The sequence below is a fragment of the Pseudomonas kairouanensis genome (assembly GCF_004682055.1).
GTDB classification, from domain to species: Bacteria; Pseudomonadota; Gammaproteobacteria; order Pseudomonadales; family Pseudomonadaceae; genus Aquipseudomonas; species Aquipseudomonas kairouanensis.
In genome coordinates this window covers 1-17846 of sequence record NZ_QUZU01000074.1, presented here as the reverse complement: position 1 = coordinate 17846, position 17846 = coordinate 1, and the positions used below count along the sequence as shown (strand labels likewise).

Sequence of the window (17846 nt, the reverse complement as noted above, 5' to 3'; positions counted from 1 at the left end):
CCAGACCACATTGCAACGCCTCTCGGCGATCAGCCAGGAGCAAACCGACCTGCCGCTTCCTGCCCTGCTCGGTCGCGTTATCGGCATAAAAAAAGCCCCGATCAAGCCGTGACAAGATCGGGGCAGAGTGCCTTGTGAGAGCCGTACATCCTGAGGGTGACCAAACCTTCAAGTTGCTTGCTTGGGCGTCAGTGTGCCTATTAGTTCTGTCGGCAAATGGCCCGAAAACGACATGTTCATAGCCATCTGAGGCATTCGCGCAATCGGCCCTTGCCGACCGCTTGGGCGGCTACCAGAATCCAAGTCAAACCCCGCTCCCTTCACCAGGATAAACGTCATGATGCATGCGGATTTGATTGACCAGGATGACCTGCTGAGCCAACTGCGCTCGCTGGGTTTCGAGGTGTCCAGCGGCGCAACCGCCGAGCAGGCTTGCGAGTGCGCCGTGCGTGGTTTGAGCGCCGCGCGAGCCAAGGCGCTCAAGGGCATGGTGGAGCAGATGTACACCGGTAGCGCGACGATTTTGCCGGCGGTAAGGCAGGCGATCGATAAGCAGTTGTTGCCGGCTCTTGTGCAGTTCAAGCAGAACTCTGGCGCCTGATGAATCGCCTTCGCGAGCAAGCCCGCTCCCACAGTTGACCGAGTTCCCACATGAGAATGCGGTCGAATGTGGGAGCGGGCTTGCTGGCGAAGGCAGGCGACTCGGTCTAGAGCCTCACACTGGCAAACGTCGACTCATTGCGCGCCTGGCTCAACGCCGACATCGGCCCCGACAACGGTGACAACACCAGCGCCTGCGGAATCGGCATCATCGCCACCTGCTGGGTGGTGTTGGAGCCCACACGCTCATCCCGTGGCGGAATGCCGAAGTATTCGCGGTAGCACTTGGAGAAGTGCGGCGTGGACACAAACCCACACACCGACGCCACTTCGATGATCGACATCGGCGTTTGCTTGAGCAACTGCCGTGCACGGATCAGGCGCAGCTTGAGGTAGTAGCGCGACGGCGAGCAGTGCAGGTATTTCTGGAACAGCCGCTCCAGTTGGCGACGGGACACGGCGACGTACACCGCCAGTTCATCCAGGTCGATGGGTTCTTCCAGGTTGGCTTCCATCAGCGCGACGATTTCCTGCAGCTTCGGCTGGTTGGTGCCCAGCATGTGCTTGAGCGGCACGCGCTGGTGATCCTGCTCGTTGCGAATACGTTCGTACACGAACATCTCGGAGATCGCGGCCGACAGTTCACGCCCGTGATCGCGGCTGATCAGGTGCAGCATCATGTCCAACGGCGCGGTGCCGCCGGAGCTGGTGAAGCGGTTGCGGTCGAGGGTGAACAGGCGGGTGCTCATGGCCACGCGGGGGAAGGCTTCCTGCATCGAGGCCAGGCACTCCCAGTGCACGCTGCAATCGAAACCATCGAGCAAACCGGCGCAGGCCAGGGCCCAGCTGCCGGTGCACACCGCGCCCAGGCGGCGGGACTGACGCGCCTGGCTTTGCAGCCACGACACATGCTCACGGGTGACGGTGCGCTGGATACCCACGCCGCCGCACACGATTACCGTGTCCAGGGCCGGGGCTTTGTGCATGGAAGCATCGGGGGTGATTTGCAGACCGTCGCTGGCCCATACCTGGTTGCCGTCGACACTCAGGGTGGTCCAGCGATACAACTCGCGGCCGGACAGCTGGTTGGCCATGCGCAGGGGCTCGACTGCGGACGCCAGGGAAATCAGCGTGAAATTGTCCAGCAGCAAAAAGCCGATGGATTGAGGCGCACGGTTCTGGGGTTGGGCCCCTGAGTTGAACGACGTCATCGCGGTATCTCCTCACACAAAGCGGGTGATGGCCTCAGGCGAGGCTCTTGTTATTGCGCTCTTCAACCAGCGAGGTGAGAGGCTTTGGTTTGATAGAGCAAATGCCATGCCTAAAATTGAATGGCCGTCCAATAACTCCTAAAAACGACGTTTTGACGCGTCTATATAAGCCCGCGTGGCAAGTGAGGTTATGGCAGGAAATGGGCGTAGGAATAGTCCCAAGCAAGGGACGTGAGCAGTTCGGTAGCACTTGTGGGAAGGCGCTTTGAGGCTGTAGGAGAAGTCTGTCACCCCAAGCACGGGTGACGGGCGGTCGAGCGGGAAATCGTTCGCAAGCTACTTATCTATTTGCGACGCGCTAAAAGGTGGCGCTTTTGGTTTTGGTGTTCACTTTATGAGCAGTGTTGTCTGGACCACCGCATTCGCGAGCAAGCCCGCTCCCACACTTGACCACGTACTTCCTGAAAAGACACGGTCGAATGTGGGAGCGGGCTTGCTCGCGAATACAGGCGACTCGGTCTCAGCACTCTACCGCGCTAACCGCCAACCCACCCCGCGATGTCTCTTTGTACTTGTCATGCATATCCGCGCCGGTATCACGCATGGTTCGGATCACCCGGTCCAGCGAAATGAAGTGCTGGCCATCGCCCCGCAAGGCCATCTGCGCCGCGTTGATCGCCTTCACCGCCGCAATCGCATTGCGCTCGATGCACGGCACTTGCACCAGCCCGCCCACCGGGTCGCAGGTGAGGCCCAGGTTATGTTCCAGGCCAATCTCGGCGGCGTTGCACAGTTGCTCCGGCGTGGCGCCGAGGATCTCTGCCAAGCCGGCAGCGGCCATGGCGCAAGCCGAACCCACTTCCCCCTGGCAACCCACTTCAGCACCCGAGATAGAAGCGTTCTTTTTACACAGGATGCCCACTGCCGCCGCACCGAGCATGTAATCGACCACGTTGGCTTCGGTGACTTCTTCGCTGAACTTCATGAAGTAGTGCAGCACCGCCGGGATGATCCCCGCTGCGCCGTTGGTGGGTGCGGTGACCATGCGCCCACCGGCGGCGTTTTCTTCGTTGACCGCCAGGGCGAACAGGTTGACCCATTCCATGGCGCTCAAGGTCGAGCCGATCACGTTGGGCTTGCCCAGTTCCTGCAAGCTGCGGTGCAACTTGGCGGCGCGACGGCGTACGTTCAGGCCGCCGGGCAGGATGCCTTCGTGCTTGAGGCCTTGCTCCACGCAATCTTGCATGGCGCGCCAGAGCTTCATCAGGCCGCTGCGGATTTCGTCTTCGCTGCGCCACACCTTTTCATTGGCCATCATCAATTCGGCGACGCGCAGGTTGTGGGTCTTGCACAGCTGCAACAACTCCACCGCACTGGAAAAATCGTACGGCAACACGGTGCGGTCCATATCCGCCACGCCGCTTTGCGCCTGGGCTTCGTCCACCACAAAACCGCCACCTACCGAGTAATAAGTGTCACGGAATAACTCGCCGTTATCTCCATGCACAATCAGGGTCATGGCGTTGGGGTGAAACGGCAGGTTTTCATCGAGCAACTGCATGTCCCGCGCCCAGATGAAGGGCACCGGTAAACGCCCGTCCAGCAGCAGGGTGTCGGTCTCGCGAAGGGTGCTGATGCGAATGCCGATTTGCGACGGATCAATTGCATCCGGCCACTCGCCCATCAAGCCCATGATGGTCGCGGTGTCGCTGCCGTGGCCGATGCCGGTGGCCGAGAGCGAGCCGTAGAGCTGAACTTCGACGCGCCGCACTTGTTCCAACAGTTCACGTTCACGTAACCCTTGAACGAACAACGCCGCGGCGCGCATGGGGCCGACGGTGTGAGAACTCGAAGGCCCGATGCCGATCTTGAACAGGTCGAAAACGCTGATAGCCATTGCGGTAGAACTCCTCGATAAGCACGGCCAGGCTTGAACGAGGTGCTACGCTCAGATCGCCCAGATGGCGGCATCATCAAGCTTTTGGCAGCCCTCACGGCGTCTCACACCGACGTAACCATGCTCACTAACGCCGCTGCCGTACGAACGTGGGTTTTGGCCGTTTTTAACGGTGCAGATGGGCAAAAACCTTGGTTTTGCCACTGGAAAAATCTGTAAGCGACGTCACCGACACTGGATACGACCATCCCTGTACTGGATACGACGCCCCCTGTAGGCGACAGATTTTCACTGGTACATGATCAGTCTCGACTCGTTTGCAAGGCGCCGTGCCAGAGCTGTGATCCCACGCTCTAACCGCAACACTTATAAAGCGCGGCGAACGCCGCCAGAAAAAACACAGGAGTCTAGCCCCATGAAAGGTTCACCCTCGTTGTTATTGGCCGCCATGCTGAGTCTGCCAGTCCTGGCGCACGCTGCAGAACCGGCACAATGTCAGACCGTCAACTTCTCCGATGTCGGCTGGACCGACATCACCGTCACCACCGCGACCACCAGCGAAGTCCTCAAGGGCCTGGGCTACAAGCCACGCACCACGATGATTTCGGTACCGGTGACCTACAAGTCCCTGGCCGACGGCAAGAACATGGACATCTTCCTCGGCAACTGGATGCCGACCATGGAAAACGACATCAAGCAGTACCGTGATGCCGGCACCGTGGAAACCGTGCGCGCCAACCTTGAGAACGCCAAGTACACCCTGGCGGTGCCGGAAGCGCTGTACGACAAGGGCCTTAAAGACTTCGCCGACATCGCCAAATTCAAGGACGAGCTGGGCGGCAAGATCTACGGCATCGAGCCGGGTAACGACGGCAACCGCACCATCCAGACGCTGATCGACAAAGACGCTTTTGGCCTTAAGACCGCCGGTTTCAAGGTGGTCGAATCCAGCGAAGCGGGCATGCTCTCCCAGGTCGAACGCGCGTCCAAGCGTGGCCAGGCCATCGTGTTCCTCGGCTGGGAACCGCACCCGATGAACACCCGCTTCAAGATGAAGTACCTGACCGGGGGTGACGATTCGTTCGGCCCCAACTACGGCCAGGCCACCATCTACACCAACGTGCGCAAGGGCTACACCCAGGAATGCAGCAACGTGGGTCAACTGCTGAAAAACCTGTCGTTCACCCTGAACATGGAAAGCACCCTGATGGGCAAAGTGCTGGACGACAAACAAAAGCCTGACGCTGCCGCCAAGGCCTGGCTCAAGGCCAACCCGCAAGTGCTCGACACCTGGCTCGCCGGTGTCACCACCGTTGATGGCAAACCAGGACTCGACGCCGTTAAAGCCTACCTCGCCAAGTAATCCGTTGTCCCCGGGGCGGTGCGCTGCCCCGGGATGTTTTCCCTCTTCGCATGTGGACATTCACTACCATGCTGACTGAACAGAAAATCCCACTAGGCCAGTACATCGCTGCCTTCGTCGAATGGTTGACCCAACACGGCGCCAACTATTTCGACGCAATCGCATCGTCCCTGGAAACGATGATCCACGGCGTGACGTTCGCGCTGACCTGGTTCAATCCGCTGGCATTGATCGGTCTGATTGCGCTGCTGGCTCACTTCATTCAACGCAAATGGGGCCTGACGGTGTTTGTCATCGCCTCCTTCCTGCTGATCCTGAACCTGGGGTACTGGCAGGAAACCATGGAGACCCTGGCGCAAGTGCTGTTCGCCACCCTGGTCTGCGTGGTCATCGGTGTGCCGCTGGGCATTGTTGCCGCGCACAAACCGTTGTTCTACACCATGATGCGGCCGGTGCTCGATCTGATGCAGACCGTACCGACCTTCGTCTACCTCATCCCTACCCTGACCCTCTTCGGGCTGGGTGTGGTGCCTGGTTTGATCTCGACGGTGGTGTTCGCGATTGCCGCGCCGATCCGCCTGACCTACCTGGGTATCCGAGACGTTCCCCAAGAGCTGCTCGACGCTGGCAAAGCCTTCGGCTGCTCGCGCCGTCAGTTGCTCTCACGCATTGAACTGCCCCACGCCATGCCGAGCATCGCTGCCGGCATTACCCAATGCATCATGCTGTCGTTGTCGATGGTGGTGATCGCGGCCCTGGTGGGCGCCGACGGCCTCGGTAAACCGGTGGTCAACGCACTCAACACCGCTGACATTGCCCTGGGCTTTGAAGCCGGCCTGGCAATCGTACTGCTGGCCATCATGCTCGACCGCATCTGCAAACAACCCGACGCCAAAGTAGGGGGTGATGCATGAGCATTATCCGATTCGACAATGTCGATGTGATCTTCTCCAAAGACCCACGCGAAGCGCTCAAGCTGCTGGACCAGGGCATGAGCCGCAACGAAATCCTGAAAAAGACCGGGCAGATCGTTGGCGTTGAAAAAGCCAGCCTGGATATCGAGAAAGGCGAGATCTGCGTGCTGATGGGCCTGTCGGGCTCGGGCAAGTCGAGCCTGCTGCGCTGCATCAACGGCCTCAACACCGTGAGCCGTGGCCAGCTGTTTGTGGAGCATGAAGGGCGTCAGATCGACATCGCTTCGTGCACACCCGCAGAGCTTAAAATGATGCGCACCAAGCGCATCGCCATGGTGTTCCAGAAGTTCGCCCTGATGCCGTGGCTGACGGTGCGCGAAAACATCAGCTTCGGCCTGGAAATGCAGGGCCGCCCGGAGAAAGACCGACGTAAGCTGGTGGACGAAAAACTGGAACTGGTGGGCCTGACGCAGTGGCGCAACAAGAAGCCGGACGAACTCTCCGGCGGCATGCAGCAGCGTGTGGGCCTGGCCCGTGCACTGGCAATGGACGCCGACATTCTATTGATGGACGAACCCTTCTCGGCCCTCGACCCGTTGATCCGCCAAGGCTTGCAGGACGAATTGCTGGAGCTGCAACGCAAGCTGAGCAAGACCATCGTGTTCGTGAGCCACGACTTGGACGAGGCGCTCAAACTGGGCAGCCGCATCGCGATCATGAAAGACGGCAAGATCATCCAGTACAGCGTGCCGGAAGAGATCGTGCTGAACCCGGCGGATGACTATGTGCGTACCTTCGTCGCCCACACCAACCCGCTGAACGTGCTGTGCGGCCGCAGCCTGATGCGCACCCTGGACAACTGCAAACGCGTCAACGGCTCAGTCTGTCTCGATCCGGGTGGCGACTCATGGCTGGACCTGGCCGAAGGCAACACCATCCAGGGCGCTCGCCAGAATGGCGCGGTGATGAGTTTGCAGAACTGGGCACCGGGGCAAGCGGTGGAAGGTTTGGGTCGGTTGCCGACGCTGGTGGATTCCAATATCGGCATGCGCGATGCGCTGCAGATTCGTTATCACACCGGGAATAAGCTGGTGTTGCATGACAACAACAAAGTGGTGGGGATCTTGGGGGATAGCGAGCTGTACCATGCCCTCCTGGGCAAGAACCTGGGCTAAAAATGTGGGAGGGGGCTTGCTCCCGATAGCGGTGCATCAGTAACAGAAGTGCTGACTGACACACTGCAATCGGGAGCAAGCCCCCTCCCACATTTAGATCTGTTTACACATTTAGACCCAGCAGTGTCAGTGAGGACACTGCCAGGCTTCAACTATCAGCTATACACCCGGCCAAGGAGCTGCCGATGGCTTTCAAACTGATCGAGCACATCCCGGGTGATCTGGTCCTGGGTAAAGCCCATCAGGTCGTATTCCTGAGGCCCGTTGTGCAGGTACACCTCGGCCCGGTAGTAACGGGTGCGTTCTTCTTCAGGCAAGTCCGTCGGGGCCGACGAGTAAGCGTCCAGGCTCACTTCATAGACAAACGGGTTGCCCTCTTCCATTTCGATGCGCACACCGATGCAGCGCTTGGATTTTCCCAACAGCGTCTGCACTTCCAAGCCCTGGTCACGCAGCGCAACGGCCGCTTCTTCCAACGCCGGCGTTACGTGCTTGTCCATGAAACGCTGCACCGTGCCCTGGCTCGGCTGCAGGTCCAGCGCGGTCAGGCGCTCGCTGAAACCCCGACGGCCACGTTCGGCCAATTGCGCCTGCTCCTGTTCGATGGCCACGTCCTGGCGCATCGCCTTGTGCAAACCGAACATAAAGAAGATCAGCACCACCGAGAACGGCAGGCCCGCCAGCACCACCATGGTCTGCATGGCTTCGAAGTTACCCGCAAACAGCAGGCCGATGGTCACCAGCGTGATCACCGCCGACCAGAAGATCCGCAGCCAGTGCGGCGCATCTTCGTCCACAGTGCCGCCTTTGCAAGAAAGGTTGGCCATCATCACCGCGCCGGAATCCGCCGGGGTCAGGAACAGCACGAAGCCCACAAAGATCGACACACCGATGACGACTTTCGACGCGGGGTAATGCTCAAGCAGTTGATAGATGGCCATGGAGGGTTGCTCCAGCGCCGTCTTGCCCAACTCCACCGCACCATGGTTAAGCACCAGGTCCAGCGCCGAGTTACCGAAGATCGACAGCCACGCCAGGGTAAAGCCCAGCGGGATCAGCAGCACGCCGGCCACCAGTTCACGCACTGTGCGACCACGGGAAATGCGCGCGATGAACATGCCCACAAATGGCGCCCAGGAAATCCACCAGGCCCAGTAGAACAGGGTCCACAGGCCCATCCAGCGTTCGGTCTTGGCGCCATCGCCTTCATACACGTAAAGGTCGAAGGTTTTCAGCACGATGCCGTTGAGGTAGTCACCGGTGTTTTGCACCAGGCCGTTGAGCAAGTGCAAGGTGGGGCCGAACAACAGCACAAAGATCAGCAAGCCGCTGAACAGCACGATGTTGAGGTTGGACAGGCGGCGAATGCCGTTCTCCACCCCCGACACAGCGGCGATGGTCGCCACGGTGCTCATCACGATGATCACGATCAGCAGGTTGGTGTTGCTGTGTTCCATGCCGAACAGGTTTTCCAATCCGGACGACACCTGCATCGAGCCGATCCCCAGGTTGGTCACCAGGCCCAGCAGGGTCACGAACATGCCGAAACCGTCCACCGCGTGGCCGGCCGCGCCCTTCACCCAACGCTCGCCCACCAGCGGGTACAGCGCCGAACGCAAGGCCAACGGCTGGTTATGACGGTAGGCGAAGTACGCCACGGCCAACCCCACCAACGCATAGATCGCCCAGCCGTGCAGGCCCCAATGCAGGAAGGTCAACTGCAGCGCCTGACGGGCCGCACCGTTGCTGGCGGCGGCGCCTTCGGGTGGGTTGAAGTAGTGATCCAACGGCTCCGAGGCGCCGAAGTACAGCAGCGAAATGCCGATGCCCGAGGAGAACAACATGCCGGCCCAGGCGCCGTAGCTGAAGTCCGGGGTGTCGTCCTTGCTGCCCAGTTTCAATTTGCCGTAGGAGGAAAACGCCAGGCCCACCACGAACACCAGGTAGGCGGCGATGACCACCATGTAGTACCAGCCAAAGCTTTTCGACAGCCAGGCTTGCGCGACACCGAGCATGCGCCCGGCCTCCTGCGGGGCGATGATCAGGATGGCAGTCAACAACAGAATCAACGCGGTGGAGGTGTAGAACACCCAACCGTTGACCCGCACCTTTTCCGGCGGGGTTTTTATAAGAGAGGCAGAACTCATGGCGCAGATGCTCCGGGCAGTGCGAAAGAGAAACACAAGGCAGCGGTTATCCCGGGACATCGCTTTATGGGCAGGCGACGGACGGGTGTTATAAAGACATCCCGAAAATCCTTGCACCCCTACCGAACCAGTAAACAGGGCGTTTCAAGGGTTTTTGCAGGTGTCATTTGTCGCGGCTCCCAGGTAGGAAACATCTGTAGGCAGCGACCATTTGTCGCAGATCTTATTCTTTGTTGATTGAACGTTCAATCAAAACAAAATAGACTGGCCATCAAGCCGACGGACGTTCATCGCCCATCGGCAGGCCTAAGGAGAGGTGCTACATGCCCAAGGTCGGTATGCAACCCATACGCCGCCAGCAATTGATCGAAGCCACGTTGACGGCCATCGATCAGGTCGGGATGGGAGATGCCAGCATTGCGCTGATCGCCCGTTTGGCCGGCGTTTCGAACGGCATCATCAGTCACTACTTCAAGGACAAGAACGGCCTTATTGCAGCGACGATGCGCTACTTGATGAACGCGCTGATCGAGAACGTCCACGAACGCAGGCTTGCGCTGACGGACGACAGCCCACGGGCCCACCTTCAGGTGATCATCGAGGGCAACTTCGACGCCAGCCAGGTCAACGGACCGGCAATGAAAACCTGGTTGGCCTTCTGGGCCACCAGCATGCACCACCCGTCATTGCACAGGTTGCAGCGGATCAACGATCAACGTCTGTATTCCAACCTGTGCTGCCAGTTCCGCCGAACGCTGCCGCTGCCGCACGCACGCAAAGCAGCCCGAGGCCTGGCGGCCCTGATCGACGGTTTGTGGTTGCGCGGCGCCCTGTCGGGAGACGCTTTCGACACAGCGCAGGCGCAACGGATCGCTTACGAATACATGGATTTCCAATTGGCCAAGCAGGTGAGTTAGAGCACACATAAACCGCTCAACCCCTGAACGCTGCCGCACCGGCCACCGGTGTGGTGGTCACGCCAACCACTTATGCACTTGCGAGGACTTTATGGCCCGTTTCGAACTGCAAAAACTCTACATTGACGGCGGCTACAGCGATGCTGGCAGCGATGCCACCTTCGAAGCCATCAACCCGGCTAACGGTGAAGTTCTCGCCCAAGTGCAACGCGCCACCTTTGATGACGTTGAACGCGCCGTCGTCAGCGCCGAGAAAGGCCAGAAGATCTGGGCCGCCATGACCGCCATGGAGCGTTCGCGCATCCTGCGTCGTGCCGTCGACATCCTGCGCGAGCGCAACGACGAGCTGGCCGCCCTGGAAACCCTGGACACCGGTAAAGCCTTCTCCGAAACCAAGTACGTCGACATCGTCACCGGCGCCGACGTGCTGGAATACTACGCAGGCCTGGTGCCGGCGATTGAAGGCGAGCAGATCCCACTGCGTGACACCGCTTTCGTCTACACCCGCCGCGAGCCGCTGGGCGTAGTCGCTGGCATTGGCGCGTGGAACTACCCGATCCAGATCGCACTGTGGAAATCCGCGCCAGCCCTGGCCGCCGGTAACGCGATGATCTTCAAGCCAAGCGAAGTCACCTCGCTGACCACCCTGAAACTGGCCGAGATCTACACCGAAGCCGGCGTTCCAGCAGGCGTGTTCAACGTATTGACCGGCAGCGGCCGTGAAGTCGGCACCTGGCTGACCGAGCACCCGCGCATCGAAAAAATCTCCTTCACCGGCGGCACCGACACCGGCAAGAAGGTCATGGCCAGCGCGTCGAGCTCTTCGCTCAAAGACGTGACCATGGAACTGGGCGGCAAGTCCCCGCTGATCATCTTCGACGACGCCGACCTCGACCGCGCCGCCGACACCGCGATGATGGCCAACTTCTACAGCTCCGGCCAGGTCTGCACCAACGGCACCCGCGTGTTCGTGCCCAAGCACCTGCAAGCGGCGTTTGAAGCCAAGATCGTTGAACGCGTTGCACGCATTCGCGTCGGCAACCCAGAAGACGAAAACACCAACTTCGGCCCGCTGGTCAGCTTCGCCCACATGGAAAGCGTGCTGGGCTACATCGCCAAAGGCAAAGAGCAAGGCGCACGCCTGCTGTGCGGCGGCGACCGCCTGACCGATGGCGACTTCGCCAAAGGCGCCTTCGTGGCCCCGACCGTGTTCACCGACTGCACCGACGACATGGTCATCGTGCGTGAAGAAATCTTCGGCCCAGTGATGAGCATCCTCACCTACGAGACCGAAGAAGAAGTGATCCGCCGCGCCAACGACACCGACTTCGGCCTGGCCGCTGGCCTGGTGACCAAGGACCTGAACCGCGCCCACCGCGTGATTCATCAGCTGGAAGCGGGTATCTGCTGGATCAACGCCTGGGGCGAGTCCGACGCGAAGATGCCAGTGGGCGGTTACAAGCAATCCGGTGTAGGCCGTGAGAACGGCATCAGCTCGCTGAACAACTTCACCCGCATCAAATCGGTACAGGTTGAGCTGGGCGATTACGCCTCGGTGTTCTGACACCCGAGCCTTGTATTGCCTGTGAGGCCGCCATCGGGGGCACGCCCCCTCCCACACTGACTGTGTTCACAAGTTCAGATGTGCAAATACAGTCAAATGTGGGAGGGGGCTTGCCCCCGATGAGGCCCTACCTGACCACACTTCAAAAAGGGGTACATCCAATGTCCCAAGAATACGATTACATCATTGTGGGTGCCGGTTCCGCCGGTAACACCCTGGCGACCCGTCTGACTGAAGACGAAGGCGTCACCGTCCTGCTGCTGGAAGCCGGTGGTCCTGACTACCGCTTCGACTTCCGCACCCAGATGCCAGCCGCCCTGGCCTTCCCACTGCAAGGCCGCCGCTACAACTGGGCCTACGAAACCGACCCAGAGCCACACATGGACGGCCGCCGCATGGAATGTGGTCGCGGCAAGGGCCTGGGTGGCTCTTCGCTGATCAACGGCATGTGCTACATCCGTGGCAACGCCATGGACTACGACAACTGGGCGAAACTGCCAGGCCTGGAAAACTGGACCTACCTGGATTGCCTGCCGTACTTCCGCAAAGCGGAAACCCGCGACATCGGCCCCAACGACTGGCACGGCGGCGATGGCCCGGTCAGCGTGACCACGCCTAAAGCTGGCAACAACCCGCTGTTCCACGCCATGGTTGAAGCCGGCGTGCAAGCCGGTTACCCGCGCACCGTGGACTTGAACGGCTACCAGCAAGAAGGCTTCGGCCCGATGGACCGCACCGTGACGCCTAAAGGCCGTCGCGCCAGCACCGCTCGCGGTTACCTGGACACCGCTAAAAAGCGTTCGACGTTGACCATCGTCACCCACGCCCTCACCGACAAAGTGTTGTTTGAAGGCAAGCGTGCCGTTGGCGTGCGTTACCTGATCGGCGCCGCCGAAGAACGCGTTGAAGCCCGCGCCCGCAAAGAAGTGCTGGTGTGCAGCGGCGCAATCGCTTCGCCGCAACTGCTGCAACGCTCCGGTGTTGGCCCGGCCAAACTGCTGGAAAGCCTGGATATCCCAGTGGTCCACGACCTACCCGGCGTCGGCGAAAACCTGCAGGACCACCTTGAGTTGTATCTGCAATACGCCTGCACCCAACCGGTGTCGCTGTACCCGTCGCTGCTCTGGTACAACCAACCGGCCATTGGTGCCGAGTGGCTGTTCAACGGCACCGGCATCGGCGCCAGCAACCAGTTCGAAGCGGGCGGTTTTATCCGTACCCGTGAAGAATTCGAATGGCCGAACATCCAGTACCACTTCCTGCCGGTGGCGATTAACTACAACGGCAGCAACGGTGTGAAAGAGCACGGTTTCCAGGCGCACATGGGCTCCATGCGCTCGCCTAGCCGTGGTCGCATCCAATTGAAGTCGAAGAACCCGCGGGACTACCCGAGCATCCTCTTCAACTACATGGCCACCGAACAGGACTGGCAGGAATTTCGCGACGGCATCCGCCTGACCCGGGAAATCATGCAGCAGCCGGCCCTGGACCAGTACCGTGGCCGCGAAATCAGCCCCGGTATTGAAGTGCAAACCGATGAGCAGTTGGACCAGTTCATCCGCGAGCACGCCGAGACCGCGTTCCACCCGTCCTGCTCGTGCAAGATGGGCACCGACGAGATGGCCGTAGTGGATGGCGAAGGCCGTGTGCATGGCATGCAGGGTCTGCGTGTGGTGGATGCGTCGATCATGCCGATCATCACCACCGGCAACCTGAACGCGCCGACGATCATGATCGCCGAGAAAATCGCCGACAAGATCCGTGGCCGCCAGCCACTGCCGCGCAGCACCGCTGACTACTACGTGGCAGGCGATGCGCCGGTGCGTGGCAAGCCGATGCGTGAAGTGGGCCCGACTGCGCAGTAACCTCGCGCATTACCCTGTAGGAGCGAGCTTGCTCGCGAAGAATCCGAGAACGCCGTGTTAAACCAGACACGCTGCGTTATCGTTAACGATCTTCGCGAGCAAGCTCGCTCCTACATTGATGAGGGCCTGGCGCAATGTTTGACCAACATTCCACACTCAAAAAACACTTCAGCGCCCTGCGCACCCGCGCCGAATTCTTCTCCTTGCGCTACGTGCGCGAATCCGGCCAGTACCTGGCCGTGCGCAAGAACGTCGCCGAACCACCCCACCTGAACCACGACGAAGGCGCCATGCTCACCGTGCGTCTCAACGGTGTGGAAGCCTATGCCGCGACCAACGACATTTCCCTGGCTGGCCTGCAAGCCGCCCTTGAGCGCGCCGAGCAACAGGCTCGCCTCATCAAACCCCACGCCCTGCTCGACCTGCGCGACCAGCCCGTTTCCAGCGATGTGGCCGACTACCTGTCACCCGAACTCGAACAGCCCTTCCCGTCACTGAGCGACTGCTACCAATTGCTCGGCAGCGAATCGGCCGCCGTGCCCAAGGACGAGCGCCTGGTGAACTGGGAAGTCAGCCTGGGCCTGACCCACGTCGAGCAGATCTACCTCAACAGTGCCGGTGCCGAGCTGCGCCAGGCCCAACGCTTTGTGTTCCCCGGCGTCAACGTCACCGCCTACGATGGCAACGACAGCCAAAGCCGAACCCTGGGCGGCAGCAACTTCGGCCAGCAAGGCGGCTTTGATGTGATCAGCCGTTTCGGCCTGGTGGGCGCCGCACCGCGTGTCGCCGACGAAGCCCTGCAATTGCTGCTGGCGCCCAACACGCCCAACGGCCCGCGCGACCTGTTGTTGATGCCCGACCAGATGATCCTGCAGATCCACGAGTCCATCGGCCACCCGCTGGAACTGGACCGCATCCTGGGGGATGAGCGCAATTACGCCGGCACCAGCTTTGTGAAGGCCAGCGACTTCGGCCACCTGCAATACGGTTCCCCACTGCTCAACGTGACCTTCGACCCGGAGATTCCCGAGCAGTTGGCCAGCTACGGCCATGACGACGATGGCACCCAGGCCAGCAAGCAGTTCCTGATCCGCGAAGGCTTGCTGCTCAAGCCCTTGGGCGGTGCGCTGTCGCAGTTCCGCTCCGGCATGGGCGGCGTGGCCAACAGCCGTGCCAGCAGTTGGAACCGAGCGCCCATCGACCGCATGGCCAACCTGAATATCGAAGCCGGTGACCAGAGCCTGGCGCAACTGGTGGGCGGTATCGAAAGCGGCATCCTGATGTCTACCAACCGTTCGTGGTCCATCGACGATGCGCGCAACAAGTTCCAGTTCGGCTGCGAATGGGGCCAACTGATCGAAAACGGCGAGCTCAAAGGCGTAGTGAAAAACCCCAACTACCGGGCGATTTCCGCGCAGTTCTGGCGCAACCTCAGCGCGGTGGGCGATGCCAGCACCTTCAAGGTATTGGGCACGCCCAACTGCGGCAAAGGCGAACCCAACCAGGTGATTCGCGTGGGCCATGCCTCGCCTGCCTGTGTGTTCAGTCACGTTGATGTATTCGGGGGAGACGCCTGATGAACAACTTCAAGGCATTGGTGCAATGGCTACAGCAAGCCATCACCGGCAGTGAACAATTTCACCTGGGTTACGCCGATGAATCGTCCGAATTCGTACGTTTCAACCACGCCAAGGTGCGCCAGGCCGGCCAGGTGCAACAGGCCAGCCTCACGCTCAAACTGATCAACGACGGTCGCCATGCCGACCTGGGTATCACCTTGGCCGGCGAGCCGGAACTGGATCGCCAGCGCCTCGCCGATGGCCTGCAACAATTGCGCGAAACCTTGCCGCTGCTGCCGCAAGACCCGTACCTGCTGCTCAACCACAACGCCTGGCAAAGCAGCAATGAACAGGCACAGCCGCTGCCGGAATTGACCCAGGTGCTTGAAGACATCAGCCAGGCCGCCGACGGCGTGGACCTGGTGGGCTTCTACGCCGCGGGCCCCATCAGCCGGGGGTTCGCCAGTTCATCCGGGGCGTTCGGCTGGCACCAGGCCAATAGCTTCAACTTCGATTTCAGCCTGTTCCACGCCAATGGCGAAGCGGTGAAGGCCAGCTATGCGGGGCATACCTGGGACAGCGCCGAATTCGCCGCACGGTTCCAGCAGGCGCGTGAGCAATTGGAATACCTCGGCCGCCCGCTGCACCCGTTGGCGCCGGGGCAATACCGCGCCTACCTTGCCCCTGCGGCAATGGAAGAAATCATCAGCATCATCACCTGGGGTGGCTTTTCTGCCCAGGCCATCGCCAGCAAAGGCAGTTCGCTGCAAAAACTGTATGCAGGCGAGCAGTCCCTGAGCCCGTTGGTGACGGTGAGCGAGCAGATCAGCGGCTCCCTGAGTGAGGGGTTTTCCGGCGAAGGTTACCCACGCGGCGACGTTACCCTGATCAATGCGGGCAAGGCGGCGGGCGAGTTGATCAATTCGCGTAGCGCCGCCGAGTACGGCTTGAGCACCAACGGCGCCAGCAGCGACGAATCGCCCAGCGCCCTGCAAATGGCGGCGGGCAGCCTGGCCCAGGCCGAGATCCTCAAGCAGTTGGGCACCGGCTTGTACATCAGCAACCTGTGGTACCTGAACTACTCCGACCTGCCGGCGGCACGCCTGACCGGCATGACGCGCTTTGCGACGTTTTGGGTGGAAGACGGCGAGATCAAGGCGCCGGTGAGTACCATGCGCTTTGATGACAGTGTGTATAGCTTGCTGGGCGCGCAGCTCGAAGCGCTGACGGCGGAGCGGGAGTTGTTGTTGTCGGCCAGTACGTATGGGCAGCGCAATACTTCGTCCAACCTGCTGCCTGGCGCCTTGGTAAACCGCCTGACACTGACCCTCTAAACACTACAAATCTAATGTGGGAGGGGGCTTGCCCCCGATGGCAGGGTGTCAGTCAGTGCATCTGTTTCTGACACACCGCTATCGGGGGCAAGCCCCCTCCCACATTGTTCTGTGCTGGTTTCTGATACCTCGCTTCGCACCTTCCTACCGCCAATTCCCATCTCTTGCTCGTCCCCCCGCGCCCTGTTGTCGCCCTGAAAAAACCTCGCTATAACGGTTAGTGGCACACCGCCACCCACAGGAAGTGAGCGTCGACATGAACCAGGGAAGTTTCGTCCTACACAAGCTGTTCAAACACTACAACGTCCACGTCGAGCAACTCGGCAACGACCCGCAAAAAGACACGGTGCTGATGGTCAACGGCGCGCTGTCCACCACCCGCTCGTTCGCCCGCACCAGCAAGTGCCTGGCCGGGCATTTCAATGTGCTGTTGTTCGACCTGCCCTTCTCGGGCTATTCCCGCGAGCACAATACCGACCTGGATCTTGTGACCAAGGACGATGAAGTGCAGATCCTGCGGGCGCTGGTGGAGCGTTTTGAGGTCAACCATTTGGTGTCGGCGTCCTGGGGCGGTATCTCCACGCTGCTGACCCTGGCCCACAACCCGCCGTCGATCAAAAGCTCAGTGGTGATGGCCCTGGCGCCCCACCTCAACCCGGCCATGCTCGATTATGTAGAACGCGTGAGCGTGTTGATCGAGGCCGATGACAAGTCTGCCGTCGGCCATTTGCTCAATGACACGGTGGGCAAATTCCTGTCACCAGCGCTCAAGCGCAACAACCACCGGCACCTGTCGAACATGGCCAGCACCGAGTACCGCCAGGCGCGTTTTCATATCCACCAGGTGTTGGCCCTGGACGACGGCAACTACCTGCCCGCCCTCACGCAGATTGAAACACCGGTGCACTTTCTCAACGGCGCGCTGGACGAATACACACCCGCCGCCGAAGCCCGCCTGTTCAAACAGTACGTGGGGCGCAGCAGCTTTGCGGTCGCCGAGCACACAGGCCATTTGCTCGACCTGGAATCCCCCGCAGCCGCCGCAGCGGTGCACCGCCAATTGCTGGATTTCCTGGTGGGAAAAGCCACGGCCGATGGCGCATAATCGCCAACACATAGCCTGCTAACAAAAAGGGTTTTCTATGCCGAATCGCGTCCCGCTCGATGCCAAGACCGCCCGCTGGCTCCCCTGGGTGGTGGCGATTGCCTTCTTCATGCAGTCGCTGGACGGGACGATTCTGAACACGGCGCTGCCGGCCATGGCCCGGGACCTGGCGGAAAACCCGCTGCGCATGCAAGG

The 17846-nt window shown here is 60.6% G+C and carries 13 protein-coding genes and 1 pseudogene; 11 read left to right on the top strand and 3 right to left on the bottom strand.

Going from position 1 to position 17846, the window contains the following annotated elements:
- Nucleotides 1-337: 337 nt before the first annotated feature.
- Nucleotides 338-601: a hypothetical protein gene (locus tag DYL59_RS30185; RefSeq protein WP_105697784.1), complete on the top strand. Its 264-nt coding sequence runs from the start codon at nt 338-340 to the stop codon at nt 599-601.
- Nucleotides 602-707: 106 nt separating this feature from the next.
- Here the strand turns inward: DYL59_RS30185 and gbdR are convergent, their stop codons facing one another.
- The gene (gene gbdR / locus DYL59_RS30180) at nt 708-1811 is read right to left on the bottom strand and encodes a choline metabolism transcriptional regulator GbdR (protein WP_005792167.1); all 1104 of its coding nucleotides are present in this window, start codon (nt 1809-1811) and stop codon (nt 708-710) included.
- 520 nt (nt 1812-2331) lie between these two features.
- The gene (locus DYL59_RS30175; protein WP_135292445.1) at nt 2332-3708 is read right to left on the bottom strand and encodes an L-serine ammonia-lyase; all 1377 of its coding nucleotides are present in this window, start codon (nt 3706-3708) and stop codon (nt 2332-2334) included.
- Nucleotides 3709-4123: 415 nt separating this feature from the next.
- On the opposite strand from DYL59_RS30175, the gene DYL59_RS30170 reads away from it, so the two are divergent.
- The 3 genes from DYL59_RS30170 to choV all read left to right on the top strand — a co-directional run bounded on the left by DYL59_RS30170 (nt 4124) and on the right by choV (nt 7160).
- Nucleotides 4124-5071 (top strand): choline ABC transporter substrate-binding protein, encoded by a 948-nt coding sequence (locus tag DYL59_RS30170; protein WP_135292444.1) that lies wholly within the window; start codon nt 4124-4126, stop codon nt 5069-5071.
- Nucleotides 5072-5139: 68 nt separating this feature from the next.
- Nucleotides 5140-5985, top strand: coding sequence for a choline ABC transporter permease subunit (gene choW / locus DYL59_RS30165; protein WP_135292443.1), 846 nt, complete (start codon nt 5140-5142; stop codon nt 5983-5985).
- Nucleotides 5982-7160 carry a choline ABC transporter ATP-binding protein gene (gene choV, locus DYL59_RS30160; protein WP_135292442.1) on the top strand — a complete coding sequence of 393 codons (1179 nt, stop codon included), beginning with the start codon at nt 5982-5984 and terminating at the stop codon, nt 7158-7160. Before choW ends, choV begins: the two co-directional genes overlap by 4 nt.
- A gap of 155 nt (nt 7161-7315) precedes the next feature.
- On the opposite strand, the gene DYL59_RS30155 is transcribed toward choV, so the two are convergent.
- Entirely contained in the window at nt 7316-9250 is a 1935-nt protein-coding gene (locus DYL59_RS30155; protein WP_238340789.1) for a BCCT family transporter, read from the bottom strand.
- A 380-nt stretch (nt 9251-9630) separates the two neighbouring features.
- Here DYL59_RS30155 and betI point away from each other — a divergent pair, with 380 nt between their 5' ends.
- From betI to DYL59_RS30120, 7 genes and pseudogenes are all read left to right on the top strand, one after another.
- Nucleotides 9631-10224, top strand: a complete 594-nt coding sequence (gene betI / locus DYL59_RS30150) for a transcriptional regulator BetI (RefSeq protein WP_032884029.1) — start codon at nt 9631-9633, stop codon at nt 10222-10224.
- A 91-nt stretch (nt 10225-10315) separates the two neighbouring features.
- The gene (gene betB / locus DYL59_RS30145) at nt 10316-11788 is read left to right on the top strand and encodes a betaine-aldehyde dehydrogenase (protein WP_135292440.1); all 1473 of its coding nucleotides are present in this window, start codon (nt 10316-10318) and stop codon (nt 11786-11788) included.
- Nucleotides 11789-11949: 161 nt separating this feature from the next.
- Nucleotides 11950-13653: a choline dehydrogenase gene (gene betA / locus DYL59_RS30140; RefSeq protein WP_135292439.1), complete on the top strand. Its 1704-nt coding sequence runs from the start codon at nt 11950-11952 to the stop codon at nt 13651-13653.
- Nucleotides 13654-13787: 134 nt separating this feature from the next.
- Entirely contained in the window at nt 13788-15230 is a 1443-nt protein-coding gene (locus tag DYL59_RS30135; RefSeq protein WP_135292438.1) for a TldD/PmbA family protein, read from the top strand.
- Nucleotides 15230-16546 (top strand): TldD/PmbA family protein, encoded by a 1317-nt coding sequence (locus tag DYL59_RS30130; RefSeq protein ID WP_135292437.1) that lies wholly within the window; start codon nt 15230-15232, stop codon nt 16544-16546. The genes DYL59_RS30135 and DYL59_RS30130 overlap by 1 nt, the downstream gene beginning before the upstream one ends.
- Nucleotides 16547-16802: 256 nt before the next feature.
- Nucleotides 16803-17651: an alpha/beta fold hydrolase gene (locus DYL59_RS30125; RefSeq protein ID WP_135292436.1), complete on the top strand. Its 849-nt coding sequence runs from the start codon at nt 16803-16805 to the stop codon at nt 17649-17651.
- Nucleotides 17652-17688: 37 nt separating this feature from the next.
- Nucleotides 17689-17846: pseudogene (locus DYL59_RS30120) on the top strand (MFS transporter); the annotation flags it as partial.